This window comes from Polaromonas sp., from assembly GCF_030689685.1.
Taxonomy (GTDB): Bacteria; Pseudomonadota; Gammaproteobacteria; order Burkholderiales; family Burkholderiaceae_C; genus Polaromonas.
Map to the genome: position 1 here is coordinate 12,996 of NZ_JAUYEY010000084.1, position 19,110 is coordinate 32,105.

Here is a 19,110-nt window from a genome sequence, read left to right on the forward strand (position 1 = left end):
CTGGGATGACAGATGGGAAACGGCGCCATCGGAGGTTCGAAGGCTGTCTTGGGCTCGGCAGGGACCCTTCGACAGGCTCCGGGCGAACGGTATTCGGATTGCGTGTCATGCCGTATGAAAGACACAATAGGCCCATGACCCGTCGCCGCCTCGCCCTCACCGCCTGCATCGCCGTGCTGCTGGCCTTTGTCAGCAGCCTGGCCTTTGCCGCACTGCCTGCCAACGACACCTTGCGCATCGGCTCCAAACGGTTCACCGAGTCTTACATCCTGGCGCAGGTGCTGGCGCAGACGGCTGCGCCGCACACACCCACGCCGCCCTCGGTGCTGCAAGGCCTGGGCAACACCGCCATTGTTTATGCGGCGCTGCGCTCGGCCAGCATTGATGTGTACCCGGAGTACGTGGGCACCATCAGCCTGGAGATTCTGAAAAGCAAAACACCGATGCCTATGGAGGCGATGAACACCGCGCTGGCGCCGCTGGGCCTGGGCGCCGCGATACCCCTGGGCTTTAACGACGGTTATGCGCTGGCCATGCGTGAAGACACTGCCCAGCGCCTGGGCATCGCCTCGCTCAGTGATCTGGCGAAGCACCCGACGTTGAAGCTGGGCTTGTCCAACGAGTTCATAGGCCGGGCCGACGGCTGGAAGGGTCTGGCGCAGCGGTATGGCGCGCCGCAGGTGCCGGTGGCGCTGGACCACGGGCTGGCCTATGACGCGATTGCGCAAAAGCAGGTGGACGTGATCGACATCTACACCACCGACGCAAAAATTGGCCACCTGGGCCTGCGCGTGCTGAAGGACGACAAGGCCTACTTTCCGCGTTACGACGCGGTGCTGCTGTACCGGCTGGATGTGCAGCAGCGCTTTCCCAAAGCCTGGGCGGCGCTGCAAAAGCTGGAGGGCAGCATCAATGAGACCGCGATGATTGCCATGAACGCGCGGGCCGAACTGCAGGGCGTGGCGTTTGACCAGATCGCGCGTGATCATTTGGCGGCCAAGTCAGGCGGCACGACCTCTGCAGCAGCAGGCACAGGTACCGATACCGGCCAGCGCGGCTTCTGGGCCAAACTGTTTGGCCCGGATCTGGCGCGGCTGACGCGGCAACACTTGACGCTGACCTTCCTCTCAGTGGGTGGTGCGGCGCTGCTGGGCATTCCGCTGGCGGTGTGGGTGTTTCCGCACCCGCGCCTGCGCGCCGTGGTGCTGGGCGCCACCGGCCTGCTGCAAACCGTGCCTTCGCTGGCGCTGCTGGCGATGTTGATATCACTGTTGGGGCTGATTGGTACCGTACCAGCGCTGATTGCGTTGATGTTGTACGCCCTGCTGCCCATCATGCGCAACACGGTGACCGGCCTGGGCGAGGTGTCAGCCGGCCTGCGGCTGGCCGGTCAGGCCCTGGGCATGACGGCCGCCCAGCGCATGCGAGAGGTAGAGCTGCCGCTGGCGCTGCCCACCATCATTGCGGGTGTGCGCACGGCCACCGCCATTGCGATTGGCACGGCGACGATTGCCGCCTTTATTGGTGCGGGTGGTTATGGCGAGCGTATTGTGACCGGCCTGGCGCTGAACGACGGCCAGTTGCTGCTGGCCGGCGCGCTGCCCGCCACCTTGCTGGCGCTGCTGAGCGAGGCGCTGTTTGAGGGTGTGGAGCATGTGCTGAGACGACAAAAAACCTGAGCTACGGCTTTTTTACGGTAACTACTCAGCACCGGACTACGCTCTTTCCCCCTCGCCCTCTGGGAGAGGGTTGGGGTGAGGGTCAGCGAGCCAGAACAGGCGATTGGTCTAAGATCCGACCGCGAGCCCTCACCCCTGCCCTCTCCCAGAGGGAGAGGGAGTAAAACCCGGTCAGAGCACCTCAGTAGTTACTTTTTGCGAAGCAAAAAGGCCTCCAGCCCTTATTTACAGGGCGTAGTCAGCTATCAAATCAGGAGCAACTAAATACCCACTTGAGCCCGACTGGCCGTTAGCGCCGCCGGCCAAAACTGGGCTACGCTCACGACATGAACCCGCCTGCACCGCTGCACTTTTACTTCGATTTCATCTCGCCATTTGGCTACTTTGCATCCCTGAGGATTGAAGCCCTGGCTGCGCGCCATGGGCGCAGCGTCGAATGGCATGCCATGCTGCTGGGCGTGTCGGTGCTCAAGGTCATGGGGCTCAAGTCGCTGCTGGCCACGCCGCTCAAGGGCGACTACATCCGGCGCGATGCCAAACGCTACATGCGGCGCCACCAGCTTCAGCTCAAGCGCGGCCTGGACGATCCGGTGATGGACCCACGCGCTGCCGGCCGCGCCTTCCACTGGGTCAAGCAGAACCGCCCTGAGCTGGCTGCGCCGCTGGCGCATGCGATCTACCACGCCTACTGGGTGGAGGGCCGTGATTTGTCCACCGCCGAATCCCTGGCCGCGATGGCCCTGCCCGACGGCATGGACGGCAACTGGCTGGCTGCCGGCATCCAAAGCGAAGAAGCCGGGCCGCTGCTACGCCATGCGGTGGATGCGTCGCTGAAGGCCGGCATTTTTGGCTCTCCCACGGTGGTGATAAACGGCGAGCCCTTCTGGGGCGTGCAAACCCTGGAGCTCGCAGAAGAGTGGCTGGCCTGCGGCGGGTGGTGAGCAGTCAGGCCGGGGCAACAAACTCGACCGGCACGGCGATGGCCGCCAGGCGCGCGCGCAGGCCCTGCACCAGCGCCGTGTCCAGCGGCGCAGACATGAGCACCACGGCGGACAGGCTGCCGCCACGCTCTTGCCCCTGAACCGTGACACCGGGCACATCGGCCAGCATCTCGGTGAGCTTGGTTTCAAGGGCGCGCAGGCGCAGCGCCGGCTTGTAGATTTTTCCGATGGCGGTCAGCGGCATCTCGTCAATGATGGTCACGCGTTTGGGTATGGCGGGCCGCTCATACACCTGCGGGGCGACCTCGGCCAGCAAGGTCGCCGCATCGCAGACCGCGCCGGGCTTGAGCGTGACAAACGCCACCGGCAGCTCACCGGCATAAGCGTCGGGCTCAGCCACCACCGCACACAAGGCCACCGCCGGGTGCGCCAGAAAAGCGTCTTCCACCAGGCCGGGGGCAATGTTGTGTGAGCCGCGAATAATCACGTCCTTGGCGCGGCCCGTGATGTGGATATAACCCTGCGCATCCAGATGACCGAGATCACCCGAGACCAGCCAGGGTCCGTCGAACATGCCGGTGTTGCGCGCAGCGTCGGTGTAACCCGGGCTCACATGCGGACCGCGCACAACAAGCACACCGGTTTCGCCGGTTGCGCAGCTTTTGCCCAGCTGCGCCGCCCCGCCCTGCCAGGGCACGGCGCGCACCTCGGTATAGGCCAGGCGCAGTCCGGTCGAGCCTGGCACACGCGGGGCTGCGGCCGGCTCTATCGATACCAGCCCGGCGCACTCGGTCATGCCCAATATGTTGCGCACCGCAATACCCGTTTTGCGCTCGAACTGCGCCGCCAGCTCTGTGGGCAATGGCGAGCCACCGGTGTAGGTCACCCGCACCGAAGAAATATCCGCATCGACCGGCAAGTTCACCAGCGTCGCCAGGATGGTGGGGACACAGGCCAGCGCCGTCACCTGCTCCCGCTCGCAGAACTTCCAGTAGTTTTTCTGGAAATCGGGGTTGCGCATGCCGCTGAGCGTGGGCAAGACCTGGGCCCCGCCTATGGCCAGCAGGGACAGGCCGTAGACAAAGGCACCGGCCACGTGAAACAGCGGAAAACCATTGAGCTCCACCGTGTGTTCGTCAAAGCCATAAAAATAGTGGGCGAACCAACCGGTGTGCGCTTCATTGCCGTGTGTGTGTTGCGCCAGCTTGGGCGCGCCCGTGGTGCCACCGGTGTGAAAACAGGCGGCGATACGCCCAGGCGTGAGCATCGGGTCAAAAGCCAGCACATCGCTTTGGCGGGCCAGCACATCCTGAAACACCGGCACGCCAGGGGCGAGCTCTTCACCGACACGGATCTGCAGTACCGGCAAGGGGCGCAAAGCCAGCACTTTTTCAATCGTGGGCCACAGCGACAACTCGCTGTTGGGCCCAAGCGCCACCAGCACTTTGGCAGCCGACGCAGCCAGCAGCGCCGCGATGTGCGCGGGCTGCAGCAGGTAGTTGATCGGACAGGCCTTGCAGGCGAGCTGCGCGCCCCAAAGCGCAAACTGCGTCTCGGGAATATTCGGTGCGAGTATGGCCACAGCATCTTCTGGCCCGGCGCCAAGCGCGCGGAACAGATTGGCAGCGCGGTGTATCTGCGCCAGCAACTCGCGGTAGCTCACAGGCTGCGCAGGCTGCTCAAGGTCGCCGCTGGACAGGTAGCGAAAAGCATCACGGTCCGCAAAACGTTGTGCTGCGTGCGTTATCAGGCCGTAGGTGGTTTGCGCCGGAATCGCCTGGTCGTAAGGTGTGGCTTCCAGCGCCTGGATGTCGGCCAGGTTGCGAAAGGCGCGGACGCTCATGGGGTTGCGGCCTGGCCCAGCCCAAGCAGGCGCATCGCATTGCCTTTGAGGATGCCTGGCATCACCTCCGGCTTGAAGCCCGCGTCTTCAAAATCTTTCATCCAGCGGTCCGGCGTGATGAGCGGGTAGTCACTGCCAAACAGGACGCGGTCTTTCAGCAGCGTGTTGGCGTACTGCACCAGTTGCTTGGGAAAATACTTCGGGCTCCAGCCCGACAGGTCAATCCAGACATTGGGTTTGTGGGTTGCCACGCTGAGTGCCTCGTCCTGCCATGGAAAGCTCGGATGCGCCATGACAATCTGCATGTCGGGAAAGTCAATAGCCACATCGTCCAGATGCATGGGGTTGGAATACTCCAGCCGCAGGCCGCCGCCGCAACGCATGCCGCTGCCTATGCCGCTGTGCCCGGTGTGAAAAATGGCAGGCAGCTTGTAGGCATTGATCACTTCGTAAATCGGCCAGGCCATCTTGTCGTAAGGGTGGAAGCCCTGCACCGTGGGATGAAACTTGAAGCCCTTCACGCCATGCTCCTCAATCAGCCGGCGCGCTTCGCGGGCCCCCATTTTTCCCTTGTGCGGGTCGATGCTGGCGAAGGCCATCATCATGTCGCTGTTGTTCTTCGCGGCCTCGGCGATTTCCTCGTTCGGGATGCGCCTGCGCCCCATCTGCGTTTCGGCATCTACCGTAAACATGACCAGTCCGATTTTTCGCTCGCGGTAATAGGCAATGGTTTCTTCAATCGTCGGCCGGCGGCTGTTTTTGAAGTACTTGTCGGCCGCGCGGTCGTACTCCTCACCATAGTTGTCGAACGGGTTCCAGCAGCTCACTTCAGCGTGGGTGTGGATATCAATGGCAATGAGGTTTTTGTAATCCATGCTGGTCTCCTGGCGCGACCGGATGGCGGTCGGTCAACTGCGGGTTAATACTGATAAATCAGCTTTGAATTCGATTAAATTGATTATTATTTATAACAATAATTCACTCACTTTGCAAACCTGACCATGACCCAAAAAAAACCCAACAAAGACATCCAGCTTGAGTTTGCCGGCAAACACCAGGAGATTGCCGTGGTGCGCCTGAGCCGTCCGGCCAAACGCAACGCCCTCAACGACGCGCTGATCCTGGCGCTGCGTGAGCTGTTCGAAAACATGCCTGCCAGCGTGCGCGCGGCAGTGATTCACGGCGAAGGCACACACTTCTGTGCCGGACTGGACCTCGGCGAATTGCAGGAGCGCGACGCCGGCCAGGGCATGCACCACTCGCGCATGTGGCACGCAGCACTTGAACGTGTGCAGTACGGCCCGGTGCCGGTGATTGCCGCCTTGCACGGTGCTGTGGTTGGTGGTGGCCTGGAGCTGGCCAGTGCCTGCCATATCCGTGTGGCCGACACGTCGGCGTTTTATGCGCTGCCCGAAGGCTCGCGCGGCATTTTTGTCGGCGGCGGCGGCTCTGTGCGTATTCCCAAACTGATTGGTGTGGCCCGCATGACCGACATGATGCTGACCGGCCGCGTATATAACGCCGAGGACGGAGAACGTGCCGGTTTTGCGCAATACCTGGTGCCGGAAGGCCAGGCTTTTGACAAAGCCCTGGCCCTGGCCCAGCGCGTGGCCGACAACGCGCCACTGACCAACTACGCACTGATGCACGCGCTGCCGCGTATTGCCGAGCAACCCGCCGATCAAGGCTTCTTCACCGAAGCCTTGATGGCAGCGATTGTGCAGAATGCGCCCGAAGCCAAAACCCGGGTCAAGGCCTTTCTGGAAGGCAAAGCCGGCAAAGTCAGTAAAAGCTGATGCCCCGCACTGTACAAAAAATAGCATGCGCGAGACAAACCCCACCCCCAGCTACCGGCCCTTGACCTTTGGCGTCACGCGTGTCGTGGTGCGGGACGGCCAACAAGGCACGCAGTACCTGTCGGCGGACCAGCCGCTGGGCAACTACGCACACCGCATCACCGACCGACTGGTCCATTGGGCGCAGCATGCGCCGGACCGCAGCTTCATGGCCAGGCGCAAAAAAAATGCCGACGGCAGCTCCGGCGACTGGCAACACATCAGCTACGCGCAAGCGCTGTCCAGCGCGCGCAATATCGGACAGGCCTTGCTGGACCGCAGCCTGAATGCCGAGCGCCCCGTCGCGATTCTCAGTGAAAACGACCTCGAGCACGCCCTGCTGGCGCTGGGTTGTATTTACGCTGGCGTGCCGTATTGCCCGGTTTCGCCGGCCTATTCGACGGTGAGCCAGGACTATGACAAGCTGCGCCATGTGCTGGCCACGCTGACGCCGGGCCTGGTGTTTGCCAGCGATGCCAGGCGCTATGGCAAAGCGATTGCGGCTACCGTCGGGGCCGATGTCGAAGTTGCTATTAATTCAATAGCTCACAACGCCCTCCCCCAAAGGGCTAGCACCCGATTTGATCAACTTGTTTCAACCCAGGCGACAGCAGCCGTGGATGCCGCCATGCAGGCCACTGGGCCCGACACCATCGTCAAGTTCCTGTTCACCTCCGGCTCAACCAAACTCCCCAAGGCGGTCATCAACACGCAGCGCATGTGGTGCGCCAACCAGCAGCAGATGCGCCAGTCGATGCCGGTGCTGGCCGAAGACCCGCTGGTGCTGGTTGACTGGCTGCCCTGGAACCACACCTTCGGCGGCAACCACAACGTCGGCATGACGATTTACAACGGCGGCACGTTGTACATCGACGACGGCAAGCCAACGCCGACGCTGATGGGCGAGACCTTGCGCAACCTGCGCGAGATTGCGCCGACGGTTTATTTCAATGTGCCCACCGGTTTCGAGGCGATTGCCAACGCCATGAAAACCGACGACGCCTTGCGCAAAAACCTACTTTCACGCGTCAGGATGTTTTTTTACGCCGGCGCTGCGCTGGCCCAACCGGTCTGGGACGCCCTGCATGAAAGCCAGGAGCGCGAAGTCGGCGAGCGCATTGTCATGGGCACCGGCCTGGGCATGACCGAGTCTTCCCCTTTTGCAATTTTTGTCACCAACCCGAACGTCAAGGCCGGCTACCTCGGGGTGCCCACACCCGGCCTGGAGCTCAAACTGGTGCCCGTTGATGGCAAGACCGAGGTGCGTTACAAGGGCCCCAACATCGCGCCGGGTTACTGGCGCAATGCGGACGCCACCACCGAGTCTTTTGACGAGGAAGGTTTTTTCTCAACCGGCGATGCGGTGTTGTGGATAGACCCGGACGACCCGCACCAGGGGCTGCGCTTTGACGGCCGCATCGCCGAAGACTTCAAACTTGCCACCGGCACGTTTGTCAGTGTTGGCCCGCTGCGCGCAAAAATCATCGCCGCCGGTGCGCCCTACGTGCAGGACGCCGTCATCACCGGCTTGAACCTCAAGGAGGTCGGTGCTCTGATCTTCCCGACCCAGATGGTGCGCAAACTGGCGGCTCTGCCCGACAACGCCCCGATGCCGCAGGTGCTAGCAAGCGCGCCGGTGCAAGCGCACTTCCAGAAGGTGGTCAACACACTTGCCCAGCACGCCACAGGCAGCGCCAGCCACGTGGCGCGGTTGTATCTGATGGCCGAACCGCCGTCGATTGACAAAGGCGAGGTAACCGACAAGGGCTCCATCAATCAACGCGCCGTGCTGAAACACCGCGGGGCTCTTGCCGATGCGATGCACAAGGGCACGCAAGCCTTCACCATCACGCCGCAGGAGCAAACATGACCATCAGCGGACAGCGTGCGCTGGTCCATCTCCATGGCGAAGTCATACGCCTGGACAGCGCGCTGCGCAGGGCGCCGCGCTAAAGTGCTGCCGCAGCCTCAAGATTTTCACGTCAATTTTTGAATTCATCCACCATCAGGAGACAACACCATGACCACACGCCGCCACTTCGTTCATTCCGCCAGCGCCTTTGCCGCGTTTGGTGCGCTTTCACCCTTGATCGCCCGAGCGCAGGCGCTCGACCAAGTCAAGATCATCAACGGCTTTCCAGCGGGGGGGACAGCCGACGCCACCAGCCGGCGCGTCGGCGAGCAGTTGCGCGGCAGCCGCTACACCTCGAATGCCGCCGTGGTGGAAAACAAACCCGGGGCGGGCGGGCGCATTGCCTGCGAAACGGTGAAGAACGCCGCACCGGACGGACGCACTCTGCTGCTCACGCCTTTTTCCTGCACCGCGGTCTACCCACACATTTACACCAAGCTCAGCTACGACCCCTTCAAGGACCTGATGCCCGTCTCCATTGCGGCGGTCATGCACCACGGCCTGGCGGTCGGCCCCCTGGTTCCGTCCTCGGTCAGGACGGTCAAGGACTATGTGGCCTGGTGCAAAGCCAACCCGAACCAGGCCAGTTACGGCTCGCCAGCGGCCGGTTCGCTGCCGCATTTTCTGGGCGCGCTGCTTGGCAGCTACAGCGGCGTGGCGCTGACCCATGTGCCCTACCGCGGCTCGATACCGGGCGTGGCTGATCTGGTCGGTGGCCAACTGGCCTCCATGTTCACGCCCAGCGGTGATTTCCTGGCCAACCACAAAGCCGGAAAAATTCGCATGATCGCCACGTCTGGCCCGGCGCGCTCCCCGTTCTCCCCTGAGGTACCGACCTTCGCCGAGCAGGGGTTTTCCGAGCTGACAACAGAAGAGTGGTTCGGCTTTTATGCGCCGGCCAAAACCCCCGACACCGTGATTGACAACGCCAACGCAGCCATCAACGCGGCACTGAAAATCCCCACGGTCATCAGTGGCCTGGCCACCTTCGGCCTGGTGCCGGCAGGCTCCACCGTACGCGAAATGGACAGAAGCCAGCGCGAGGCTTACTTCCGCTGGGGCCCGCTGGTCAAGCACATCGGCTTTACCGGCATGTCCTGACTTCCAAGCTGCAAACCGGGAAGGCTCACTGCCGTGGCGGCTTTGCCTTGCGCAATCGCCACGCGGCTCCCGACACGCTGATATACAGTCACCACACCCCCCTCAGCACAATTCAGCCCGTGAGCGCCCGAGACCTTCCCAAACCATCACGCACAGCACCAACCGTCGCCGTGGAGGACGTTGACACCCGCTACCTAGAAAGCCTGCTGGGCTACAACGCGCGCCGCGCCGCGCTGGCGGTCATTGAGGTGTTCCTCGAACGCATGGCACCTTATGATCTGCGACCAGTGGACTTCTCGGTGATGTCGCTGATCACGCACAACCCAGGCATTACATCGCGCCAACTTTGCGCGGCGCTGAGCATCCAGCCGCCCAACTTGGTGGCCATGATCAATGCGCTGGAGCAGCGCGAGCTGATCGTTCGCAAACCGCATCCGCACGATGGTCGGGCCGTTGGTCTGCACCTGACGCTGACCGGCCAAAAGCTGATGCATGACGCCGAACGCACGGCGCTGAAGCTTGAATTGGACGCCACCAAACGACTGACGGGCGCAGAACGCAAAACCCTGATGCAACTGCTGCAAAAAGTGTATCTGTAACCCCCAGAGACACGCTGTGCGATGGATATCCACCAAGGAGGGGCTGAGGCCTACCCCATTCCGCCTAACTTTTCAAGCCTTTTTGGCTGCGAGGCTACACCCTGCGGGCGCGCGCAGCTATAAAACTAGTAGCAGCACCAAATATCCGCTATATTTCGCTTCAAGCGCGTGCTTACCGATAAACTGTGACAAAAACGTGACCAGGAGATGTCCCCCATGAGTGCCAAAGAAAATGCCGCCGTCGGCCAACTTTTTGAACTGCTTGAAGCGCGTTACGCCTTGCGCGTGTTGTGGGCACTCAAGGATGGCCACCCGCAGACTTTCAGGCTGCTGCAAGACAGCATTGGCAACATCACCCCCAACACATTGAACACCCGCATCAAAGAGCTGCGCGCAGCCGGCCTGATGGGTCACGGCAGCGAAGGCTACACCGTCACGGCCATGGGCACCGACCTGCTCAAGCGTCTCAATGACATGCAGGCCTTTGCTGGCAAATGGGCTGTCAGCCAGGTCAAAGCCGCCGGCATGGTCAAGAAAAAATAGCCCTCGCCCGCTTGCCCCGCACAGACAGGCCTTGCGCCTGTCTTTTCATTTGCGGCCGACTTTCCTTCTGCCGCTCCAGCTCCCAGGGCAATTTTTGCGGATAAAATTCTGCTCCCACCCTTTCGCAGCCTGCGTAGATTGCTCCTTATTTCATAGCGAACAAGGCCCACCCGGCGCGGCGCCCCGGAAGCGCGCGGCATTCTGTCCCAGGGTGCAATCCCTTGTCTTGAAAAGGGATTTGCCGCCCTCAGTTAACCCACTTGTCCTTCTGAAGAACTGCAATCCGACCCATGTCCGACAACACCCCACCCGAACAAAATCAAGACCTGAGCGGCGAGCCCAGCCCGGAAGAGCTGGAAGCCGCCCAGGCCGCCAACGAAGCCGATGCCCTGAGCGCTGCCCAGGCAGAGGTGGTCGTGCTGCAGGCCAAAAACACCGAGCTGGCCGACAGCTATCTGCGCGCCAAGGCCGAGGTTGAAAACGCCCGCCGCCGCGCCGACGATGAAGTCGCCAAGGCCCGCAAATTCGCCGTCGAAAGTTTTGCCGAAAGCCTGCTGCCGGTCACCGACAGCCTGGAAGCCGGCTTGCTGCAGACCGAGGCCACCGCCGCACAGATCCGCGAAGGCACCGAAGCCACGCTCAAGCAGCTCAAGAGTGCGCTGGAGCGCAACAAGGTGGTGGAGATCAAGCCCGAGCCCGGCGCCAGGTTCGACCCGCACCAGCACCAGGCTATCAGCATGGTGCCGCTGCCGCCCGAGTCCACCCAGGAGGCCAACACCGTGGTCGGCGTGCTGCAAAAAGGCTACCTGATTGCCGACCGCGTGCTGCGGCCCGCGCTGGTCACCGTGGCGGCCCCCAAATAAACGGCCTGATTGGCGATGTCGCACTTGAAACATCGAAAGTTATCCACAAGTCATCAACATGGTCTGCGAACCAGTGGCTGAAAATCCTCAGCCATCCGTATTCAAACAGTCAACCAAGAAAATCTAGGAGTTAATCATGGGCAGAATCATCGGCATCGATCTGGGCACCACCAACAGCTGCGTCGCTGTGATGGAGGGCAATGTGCCCCGCGTCATCGAAAACTCGGAAGGCGCGCGCACCACGCCGTCGGTCGTGGCTTACCTCGAAAATGGTGAAGTGTTGGTCGGCGCCTCGGCCAAGCGCCAGGCCGTGACCAACCCCAAGAACACGCTGTATGCCGTCAAGCGCCTGATTGGCCGCAAGTTCGCCGAAAAAGAAGTCCAGAAAGACATCGACTTGATGCCCTACAAGATTGTGGCGGCCGACAACGGTGACGCCTGGGTCGAGGTGCACGGCAAGAAGATGTCGCCACAGCAGGTCAGTGCAGACATTCTTCGCAAGATGAAAAAAACCGCCGAGGACTATCTTGGCGAGCCGGTCACCGAGGCCGTGATCACGGTGCCGGCCTACTTCAACGACGCGCAGCGCCAGGCCACCAAGGACGCCGGCCGCATTGCTGGCCTGGACGTCAAGCGCATCATCAACGAGCCGACTGCCGCAGCGCTGGCCTTCGGCATGGACAAGCAGGAAAAAGGCGACCGCAAGATCGCGGTGTATGACCTGGGCGGCGGCACCTTCGACATCTCCATCATCGAAATTGCCGATGTGGACGGCGAAAAGCAGTTCGAAGTGTTGTCCACCAACGGTGACACCTTCCTGGGCGGCGAAGACTTCGACCAGCGCATCATCGACTACATCATTGATGAGTTCAAAAAAGAGTCCGGCGTCAATCTCAAGAACGACGTACTGGCCCTGCAGCGCCTGAAGGAAGCTGCAGAAAAAGCCAAGATCGAGTTGTCTTCCAGCGCGCAGACCGACATCAACCTGCCCTACATCACGGCCGACGCGTCAGGCCCGAAACACCTGAACATCAAGATGACCCGCTCCAAGCTGGAGCAGCTCGTCGAAGAGCTGATCGAGCGCACCATCGCCCCGAGCCGCGTGGCGGTCAAGGACTCCGGCGTCGCCAGCTCCGACATCCATGACGTGATCCTGGTCGGCGGTCAGACCCGCATGCCCAAGGTGCAGGACAAGGTCAAGGAATTCTTCGGCAAAGACCCGCGCAAGGACGTGAACCCCGATGAGGCTGTGGCCGTCGGCGCCGCGATTCAGGGCCAGGTGTTGTCGGGCGACCGTACTGACGTGTTGCTGCTTGACGTGACCCCGCTGTCCCTCGGTATCGAAACCATGGGCGGCGTGATGACCAAGATGATCAAGAAAAACACGACCATCCCGACCAAGTTTGCGCAGACCTTCTCGACCGCCGAGGACAACCAGCCGGCGGTGACGATCAAGGTGTTCCAGGGCGAGCGTGAAATCGCTTCGGGCAACAAGGCACTGGGCGAGTTCAACCTCGAAGGCATTCCGCCGGCTTCGCGCGGCACGCCGCAGATCGAGGTGTCTTTTGACATCGACGCCAACGGCATCCTGCATGTGGGCGCCAAGGACAAGGGCACCGGCAAGGAGAACAAGATCACCATCAAGGCCAACTCCGGCCTGTCCGAGACCGAGATCCAGCAGATGGTGAAAGACGCCGAGCTCAACGCCGCCGACGACAAGAAAAAGGTCGAATTCGTGACGGCCAAGAACAACGCCGAGGCGATGGTTCACAGCGTCAAGAAATCGCTGCTCGAATACGGCGACAAGCTCGATTCCGGCGAGAAAGAAAAAATCGAAGCCGCCATCAAGGACATGCAAGAAGCGCTCAAGGGCGAAAGCAAGGATGCCATCGACGCGAAAAACGCAGCGCTGATGGATGCCAGCCAGAAACTCGGCGAAAAAATGTACGCCGACATGCAGGCCACCCAGGCAGCGCAGGCGGGCGCCCCGGCCGGTGCCCAGGCGTCGGCTGCCAAGCCGGCAGCCGACGACAATGTGGTGGATGCCGAAGTCAAGGAAGTCAAAAAGGGTTGATCACCTTTTGAGCCATCGGGCAGCGAAGCGGAATCGGGGCGTGTCCCCGCATTCCGCTTTGGCACATTCGGGGCAGCGCAATCTTTTTCATTGAACACGAGTTCCCATGGCCATCAAAAAAGACTACTACGACACGTTGGGTGTTCCCAAAAACGCCGACGACGAAGACATCAAGAAAGCCTATCGCAAGCTGGCGATGAAGCACCATCCGGACCGCAACCAGGGGGACAGCAGCAAGGCGGCCGAGGAAAAATTCAAGGAAGCCAAAGAGGCTTATGAGATGCTGTCGGATGCGCAAAAACGCGCGGCGTATGACCAGTACGGCCACGCCGGCGTGGACCCCAACCGCGGCGGCCCCGGCGCGGAAGGCTTTGGCGGCTTTGCGGAAGCCTTCGGCGACATCTTCGGCGACGTGTTCGGTGCTCAACAGGCGCGCGGCGGGCAGCGCGGCGGACGGCAGGTCTACCGCGGCGGCGACCTCAGTTATGCGATGGAGGTCACGCTCGAAGAAGCCGCCACCGGCAAAGACGCTCAGATCCGCATCCCGAGCTGGGACGACTGCAGCATCTGCCGCGGCAGCGGCGCCAAGCCAGGCACCAAGGTTGTGACTTGCACCACCTGCCATGGGCACGGCGTGGTGCAGATGAAGCAGGGATTTTTCAGTGTGCAACAGACCTGTCCGCAGTGCCGAGGCACCGGCAAGCTGATCCCCGAGCCCTGCGTCACCTGCCACGGCGTCGGCAAGACCAAGAGCAACAAAACGCTGGAGGTCAAAATTCCCGCCGGTATCGACGACGGTATGCGCATCCGCTCCAGTGGCAACGGCGAGCCGGGCACCAATGGCGGCCCGCCGGGCGACCTGTATATCGAGATCCGGCTGAAGAAACACGAGATCTTCGAGCGCGACGGCGACGACCTGCACTGCGTGGTGCCCATCGGCATGGCCGTCGCCGCGCTGGGCGGCGAGATCGAGGTGCCAACGCTGGTCGGCAAGGCCGCTATCGACATCCCCGATGGCACGCAAACCGGCAAGCAGTTCCGCCTGCGCGGCAAGGGCATCAAGGGCGTGCGTTCCAGCTACCCGGGCGACCTGTACTGCCACATCACGGTAGAGACGCCGGTCAAGCTGACCGAGCACCAGCGCAAGCTGTTCAAGGAACTCGACGAGTCCCTGAGAAAAGGCGGCGCCAAACACTCGCCAACGGAAGAAACCTGGACCGACAAGCTGAAAAGCTTTTTCAGCCCCTGAAGCCTTGCGCAAACAGCTATCAAATCAATAGCTGCTTGCACCCTCCCGGTATGGGCTGGCGGCACTTTTTATTCATACGCCTGGCGATGAAGCGGCTGCACACACGGCCGGAACTGCGCGGTGGGCAATGATTCTCAAATTGAAACACCGGCTGCTGAGGTCATGCGCCTGCAGGGCTGCGGCCGGGCGGGAGCTGGCTTATAGTGCGCTGTCTCCCATCACTTCCGCACAAGCCCCCCATGAAAACCAAAGCCGCTGTCGCCTGGAAATCCGGCGAACCATTGACGATTGAAACTGTCGATCTGCAGGGCCCGAAATTCGGCGAGGTATTGGTCGAGATCAAGGCCACCGGCATCTGCCACACCGACTACTACACACTTTCCGGCGCCGACCCGGAGGGCATTTTCCCGGCCATCCTCGGCCATGAAGGCGCGGGCATCGTGGTTGATGTTGGCCCTGGCGTGACCACGCTCAAAAAAGGCGACCACGTCATTCCGCTGTACACGCCGGAATGCCGCCAGTGCAAGTTCTGCCTGTCGCGCAAGACCAATTTGTGCCAGCTGATTCGCGGCACCCAGGGCAAAGGGCTGATGCCCGACGCGACCAGCCGCTTCAGCCTGGACGGCAAACCCATCTTCCACTACATGGGCACCTCGACTTTCAGCAACTACACGGTGGCGCCTGAAATTTCGCTGGCCAAGATCCGCGAGGACGCGCCTTTCGACAAGGTCTGCTACATCGGCTGCGGCGTGACCACCGGCATAGGCGCGGTGCTGTTCACCGCCAAAGTCGAGGCCGGCGCCAATGTCGTGGTCTTCGGCCTGGGCGGCATCGGCCTCAATGTGATCCAGGGCGCAAAAATGGTGGGCGCCGACAAGATCATCGGTGTGGACCTGAACCCTGAGCGTGAAGCCATGGCGCGCCAATTCGGCATGACACATTTCATCAACCCCAAGATGACTGAAAACGTGGTCGATGCCATCGTGCAACTGACCGACGGCGGCGCCGACTACAGCTTTGAGTGCATAGGCAACACCAAGGTGATGCGGCAGGCGCTCGAATGCACGCACAAGGGCTGGGGCCGCAGCATCATCATTGGCGTGGCCGAGGCCGGCGCCGAGATCAGCACCCGCCCCTTCCAGCTGGTGACCGGCCGCAAGTGGGAAGGCTCGGCCTTCGGTGGCGCGCGCGGCCGCACCGACGTGCCGAAAATCGTGGACTGGTACATGGAGGGCAAGATCAACATCGACGACCTGATCACCCACACCATGCCGCTTGAAGACATCAACAAAGGCTTCGACCTGATGAAACGCGGCGAGTCGATTCGCGGCGTGGTGCTGTACTGAAAGGACTTCACTGATCATGACTTTCCTTCAGCCCCAGCGCCAGATCAAGGCGGGCGTTCTTGACGTGGCCGTGTATGAGGCGGGGCCAGTGGACGGACCGCCAGTGTTCCTGATGCACGGGTTTCCCTACGACATCCATGCCTACGCCGAGGTGGCGCCTCTGCTGGCTGCGCGGGGATGCCACGTGTATGTGCCCTGTCTGCGCGGGTATGGCGCAACACGTTTTCTCAGTGACACCACGCCGCGGTCGGGCGAGCAGGCGGCTTTGGGGGCTGACTTGCTGGCGCTGATGGATGCGCTGGCCGTGCCCCGCGCCGTGCTCGCGGGTTACGACTGGGGTGGCCGCGCGGCCTGCGTGGTGGCCGCCTTCTGGCCCGAACGCTGCGTCGGACTGGTCTCGCTGAACAGCTACAACTTACAGGACATCGCCAAAGCCATGGTGCCGGACACGCCGGAGAATGAACGCAGTCTCTGGTACCAGTACTACTTTCACAGCGAGCGCGGCCGCGCCGGACTGGCGGCTGACCGGCGCGGCCTATGCCGTTTGCTCTGGAAGCTCTGGTCGCCCACCTGGAATTTCGACGAAGCCACTTTCGAGCGCAGCGCCGCCGCCTTCGACAACCCGGATTTTGTGGAGGTTGTCATTCACTCTTATCGGCATCGCTTTGGCCTGGTGGCGGGCGACCCGGCGCTGGCCGGCATCGAACGGCGCCTGGCAGCGCAGCCGCCGATCAGCGTGCCCAGCATTACCTTCGACGGCGCCGATGATGGCGTTCGACCGCCCGCCCCGGTCGAACAACATGCGCGCCAGTTCACAGGCCCTCGTTCGCACCGGCTGGTGCCCGGCGTGGGTCACAACCTGCCGCAGGAAGTGCCCACAGTGTTTGCCGATGCCGTCCTCGAACTGGTGCAACAAGGTTTTCCCACATGAACAGCACCAGCCAACTCCTCAGCGCGCACGCCTGCTTTGGCGGCGTGCAGCGTTTCTACCTGCACACCGCCAGAAGCATCGGCCTGCCGATGAAGTACTCGGTGTTCCTGCCGCCGCAAATCGTCATCGACGACGCCGGCGGCAAGGTTCCCGCGCTGATCTACCTCGCCGGCCTGACTTGCAACGAGGAAACCTTCGTGACCAAGGCCGGCGCGCAGCGGCTGGCCGCCACGCTGGGCCTCGCACTGATCGCACCGGACACCAGCCCGCGCGGCGCCAACGTACCGGGCGAAGCCGATAGCTGGGACATGGGCGTGGGCGCCAGCTTTTACCTGGATGCGGTCCAGGCACCGTGGTCCAAAAATTACCGCATGGAGACTTACCTTACCGCCGAGCTGCTGCCGCTGCTGACGTCCACCCTGCCCCTGCACGCCAGCCGCATCGGGATTTTTGGCCACTCCATGGGCGGACACGGCGCGCTGACGCTGGCGCTGCGCCATCCCGCGCTGTTCAAGTCGGTCTCGGCGTTTGCACCGATTTGCGCGCCCAGCCAGTGCCCGTGGGGCCGCAAGGCCTTCACCGGCTACCTGGGCGCCGACGAGTCGGCCTGGGCGGCGCACGACGCCACCGCGCTGATGGCCAGACTGGATACGGCGCCCTACCCTGGCGGCATCCTGATCGACCAGGGGCTGGCTGACAAATTTTTGTCCGAGCAATTGATGCCGCGTCTGTTTGAGGCGGCTTGCGCGCGCGCCGGCCAGGCTTTGCAACTGCGCTGGCACGCGGGCTACGACCATGGTTACTATTTCATCAGCACCTTCGTGGCCGACCACCTGAACCACCACGCGCGGCAGTTATCTGAATGACCTTCTGCGTTTTCAGAAGAGGCTGGCCTGCCCTGAAACCGATGACGGCCTGAACTGGCTCAGGTCAAGTTCCACACGCTGGCGGTTGAAGCCGAGACGGTGGCAGGTTTTTTCAAAGCGCTGTTTGATCAACTCGGCCCACAGCCCACTGCCTTTCATTCGCGAGGTAAAGTCGCTGTCGTAGTCCCTGCCGCCGCGCATCTCCTGGATACGCGCCATGATGCGCTCCGCGCGCTGCGGGTAATGCAGTTCCAGCCACTGCTTGAACAGCGGCGCCACCTCCCAGGGCAGCCGGATCACGGTATAAAACGCCGAACGCGCCCCAGCCTCCCACGCCGCTTCCAGCACTTTTTCCATGTCGTCGTTGACGAAAGGAATCTGCGGCGCCACGCTGACCCCCACCGGCACACCCGCGTCAGCCAGGGCCCGTATGGTACGCAGCCGGCGGTGCGGCGCCGCAGCGCGCGGCTCCAGCGTACGCGCCAGTTCAGGGTCCAGCGTGGTGATGGTGACGTAGACAGCGGCCAACCGGTCGGTGGCCATGGGCGCGATCAGGTCCAGGTCGCGCTCCACGCCGCTAGACTTGGTCACCAGTGAAAAAGGGTGCCGCGCCTGCTGCAGCACCGCTATCACCGCGCGGGTCAGGCGCAGCTCACGTTCGGTCGGCTGGTAGCAGTCGGTGCCCGAGCCGATGTTGAGCAGTTTGGGCACATAGCTGCGTTTACCCAGGTCGGCGCGCAGCATGTCGGCGATGTTGCGCTTGGCAATGATCTTCGTTTCAAAGTCCAGGCCCGGCGACAGGTTCAGGTAGCTGTGGGTGGGCCGCGCATAACAGTAGATACAGCCGTGTTCGCAGCCGCGGTAAGGGTTGAGGCTGTAGTCAAAAAAGATGTCTGGCGAATCGTTGCGCACGATGGCGCTGCGGGCATCCTCGAAGCTGACCTCGGTCTCCAGCCTTGGCGCCCCTTCGGCCGCAGCCGCCTCCAGCGTGCCCCAGCCGTCGTCCCAGTCGGAGCGCACATCTTTCTCGAAACGATGCGCCAGCCGCGTGACCGTGCCGCGGCCTTTGATGGCGTGGACGGGGATGAGAACATCGGGCATTTGGACGCAATCAAGCAGCGGCTGTACAAATAATCAGTATATCCCCTGCCCGATGCACTGCAAGCATCCAGAGTTTGCTATCAATTCAGTAGCTTCTCGCGCCCACCAGATATGGGCTGGAAGTCATTTTTACTTGAAAATCCGATTGCGCGGCTTATTGCGCTACCAGCCCAGGCTTGAGCAGCGTGCGCCAGCGAGCGCCGGGTGATTCAACGCTGCGGTACAGC

16 protein-coding genes are annotated in these 19,110 nt (G+C 62.2%); 13 read left to right on the top strand and 3 right to left on the bottom strand.

The window, feature by feature from the left end:
- Positions 1 to 134 precede the first annotated feature (134 nt).
- Both Q8O29_RS17945 and Q8O29_RS17950 read left to right on the top strand, forming a co-directional pair.
- Entirely contained in the window at positions 135 to 1,679 is a 1,545-nt protein-coding gene (locus Q8O29_RS17945; protein WP_305565284.1) for a glycine betaine ABC transporter substrate-binding protein, read from the top strand.
- A 326-nt stretch (positions 1,680 to 2,005) separates the two neighbouring features.
- Positions 2,006 to 2,620 carry a 2-hydroxychromene-2-carboxylate isomerase gene (locus Q8O29_RS17950; RefSeq protein WP_305565286.1) on the top strand — a complete coding sequence of 205 codons (615 nt, stop codon included), beginning with the start codon at positions 2,006 to 2,008 and terminating at the stop codon, positions 2,618 to 2,620.
- A gap of 4 nt (positions 2,621 to 2,624) precedes the next feature.
- Here Q8O29_RS17950 and Q8O29_RS17955 read toward each other — a convergent pair whose 3' ends face one another.
- Positions 2,625 to 4,463: an AMP-binding protein gene (locus Q8O29_RS17955; RefSeq protein WP_305565288.1), complete on the bottom strand. Its 1,839-nt coding sequence runs from the start codon at positions 4,461 to 4,463 to the stop codon at positions 2,625 to 2,627.
- The gene (locus Q8O29_RS17960; protein ID WP_305565290.1) at positions 4,460 to 5,338 is read right to left on the bottom strand and encodes an amidohydrolase family protein; all 879 of its coding nucleotides are present in this window, start codon (positions 5,336 to 5,338) and stop codon (positions 4,460 to 4,462) included. The genes Q8O29_RS17955 and Q8O29_RS17960 overlap by 4 nt, the downstream gene beginning before the upstream one ends.
- A gap of 126 nt (positions 5,339 to 5,464) precedes the next feature.
- Here Q8O29_RS17960 and Q8O29_RS17965 point away from each other — a divergent pair, with 126 nt between their 5' ends.
- From Q8O29_RS17965 to fghA, 11 genes are all read left to right on the top strand, one after another.
- Positions 5,465 to 6,259: a crotonase/enoyl-CoA hydratase family protein gene (locus Q8O29_RS17965; protein ID WP_305565292.1), complete on the top strand. Its 795-nt coding sequence runs from the start codon at positions 5,465 to 5,467 to the stop codon at positions 6,257 to 6,259.
- Between the two features lie 25 nt (positions 6,260 to 6,284).
- Positions 6,285 to 8,168, top strand: coding sequence for a feruloyl-CoA synthase (locus Q8O29_RS17970; RefSeq protein WP_305565294.1), 1,884 nt, complete (start codon positions 6,285 to 6,287; stop codon positions 8,166 to 8,168).
- Between the two features lie 150 nt (positions 8,169 to 8,318).
- On the top strand, positions 8,319 to 9,311 hold the full coding sequence (locus Q8O29_RS17975; protein ID WP_305565296.1) for a Bug family tripartite tricarboxylate transporter substrate binding protein: 993 nt from the start codon (positions 8,319 to 8,321) through the stop codon (positions 9,309 to 9,311).
- Positions 9,312 to 9,430: 119 nt separating this feature from the next.
- Positions 9,431 to 9,910: a MarR family winged helix-turn-helix transcriptional regulator gene (locus Q8O29_RS17980; RefSeq protein WP_371134273.1), complete on the top strand. Its 480-nt coding sequence runs from the start codon at positions 9,431 to 9,433 to the stop codon at positions 9,908 to 9,910.
- Between the two features lie 216 nt (positions 9,911 to 10,126).
- The gene (locus Q8O29_RS17985) at positions 10,127 to 10,453 is read left to right on the top strand and encodes a helix-turn-helix domain-containing protein (RefSeq protein WP_305565298.1); all 327 of its coding nucleotides are present in this window, start codon (positions 10,127 to 10,129) and stop codon (positions 10,451 to 10,453) included.
- Positions 10,454 to 10,743: 290 nt separating this feature from the next.
- Positions 10,744 to 11,316, top strand: coding sequence for a nucleotide exchange factor GrpE (gene grpE / locus Q8O29_RS17990; RefSeq protein WP_305565300.1), 573 nt, complete (start codon positions 10,744 to 10,746; stop codon positions 11,314 to 11,316).
- Positions 11,317 to 11,452: 136 nt separating this feature from the next.
- Positions 11,453 to 13,390 (top strand): molecular chaperone DnaK, encoded by a 1,938-nt coding sequence (dnaK, locus tag Q8O29_RS17995; protein WP_305565302.1) that lies wholly within the window; start codon positions 11,453 to 11,455, stop codon positions 13,388 to 13,390.
- 106 nt (positions 13,391 to 13,496) lie between these two features.
- Positions 13,497 to 14,639: a molecular chaperone DnaJ gene (gene dnaJ / locus Q8O29_RS18000; RefSeq protein WP_305565304.1), complete on the top strand. Its 1,143-nt coding sequence runs from the start codon at positions 13,497 to 13,499 to the stop codon at positions 14,637 to 14,639.
- 239 nt (positions 14,640 to 14,878) lie between these two features.
- Entirely contained in the window at positions 14,879 to 15,985 is a 1,107-nt protein-coding gene (locus Q8O29_RS18005) for an S-(hydroxymethyl)glutathione dehydrogenase/class III alcohol dehydrogenase (protein WP_305565306.1), read from the top strand.
- Between the two features lie 16 nt (positions 15,986 to 16,001).
- The gene (locus tag Q8O29_RS18010; protein ID WP_305565308.1) at positions 16,002 to 16,916 is read left to right on the top strand and encodes an alpha/beta fold hydrolase; all 915 of its coding nucleotides are present in this window, start codon (positions 16,002 to 16,004) and stop codon (positions 16,914 to 16,916) included.
- Positions 16,913 to 17,782 carry an S-formylglutathione hydrolase gene (gene fghA, locus Q8O29_RS18015; protein WP_305565310.1) on the top strand — a complete coding sequence of 290 codons (870 nt, stop codon included), beginning with the start codon at positions 16,913 to 16,915 and terminating at the stop codon, positions 17,780 to 17,782. The genes Q8O29_RS18010 and fghA overlap by 4 nt, the downstream gene beginning before the upstream one ends.
- Before the next feature lie 12 nt (positions 17,783 to 17,794).
- Here fghA and Q8O29_RS18020 read toward each other — a convergent pair whose 3' ends face one another.
- A complete protein-coding gene (locus tag Q8O29_RS18020; protein WP_305565312.1) occupies positions 17,795 to 18,883 on the bottom strand; it encodes a PA0069 family radical SAM protein in 1,089 nt (362 codons plus the stop codon).
- Positions 18,884 to 19,110 lie beyond the last annotated feature (227 nt).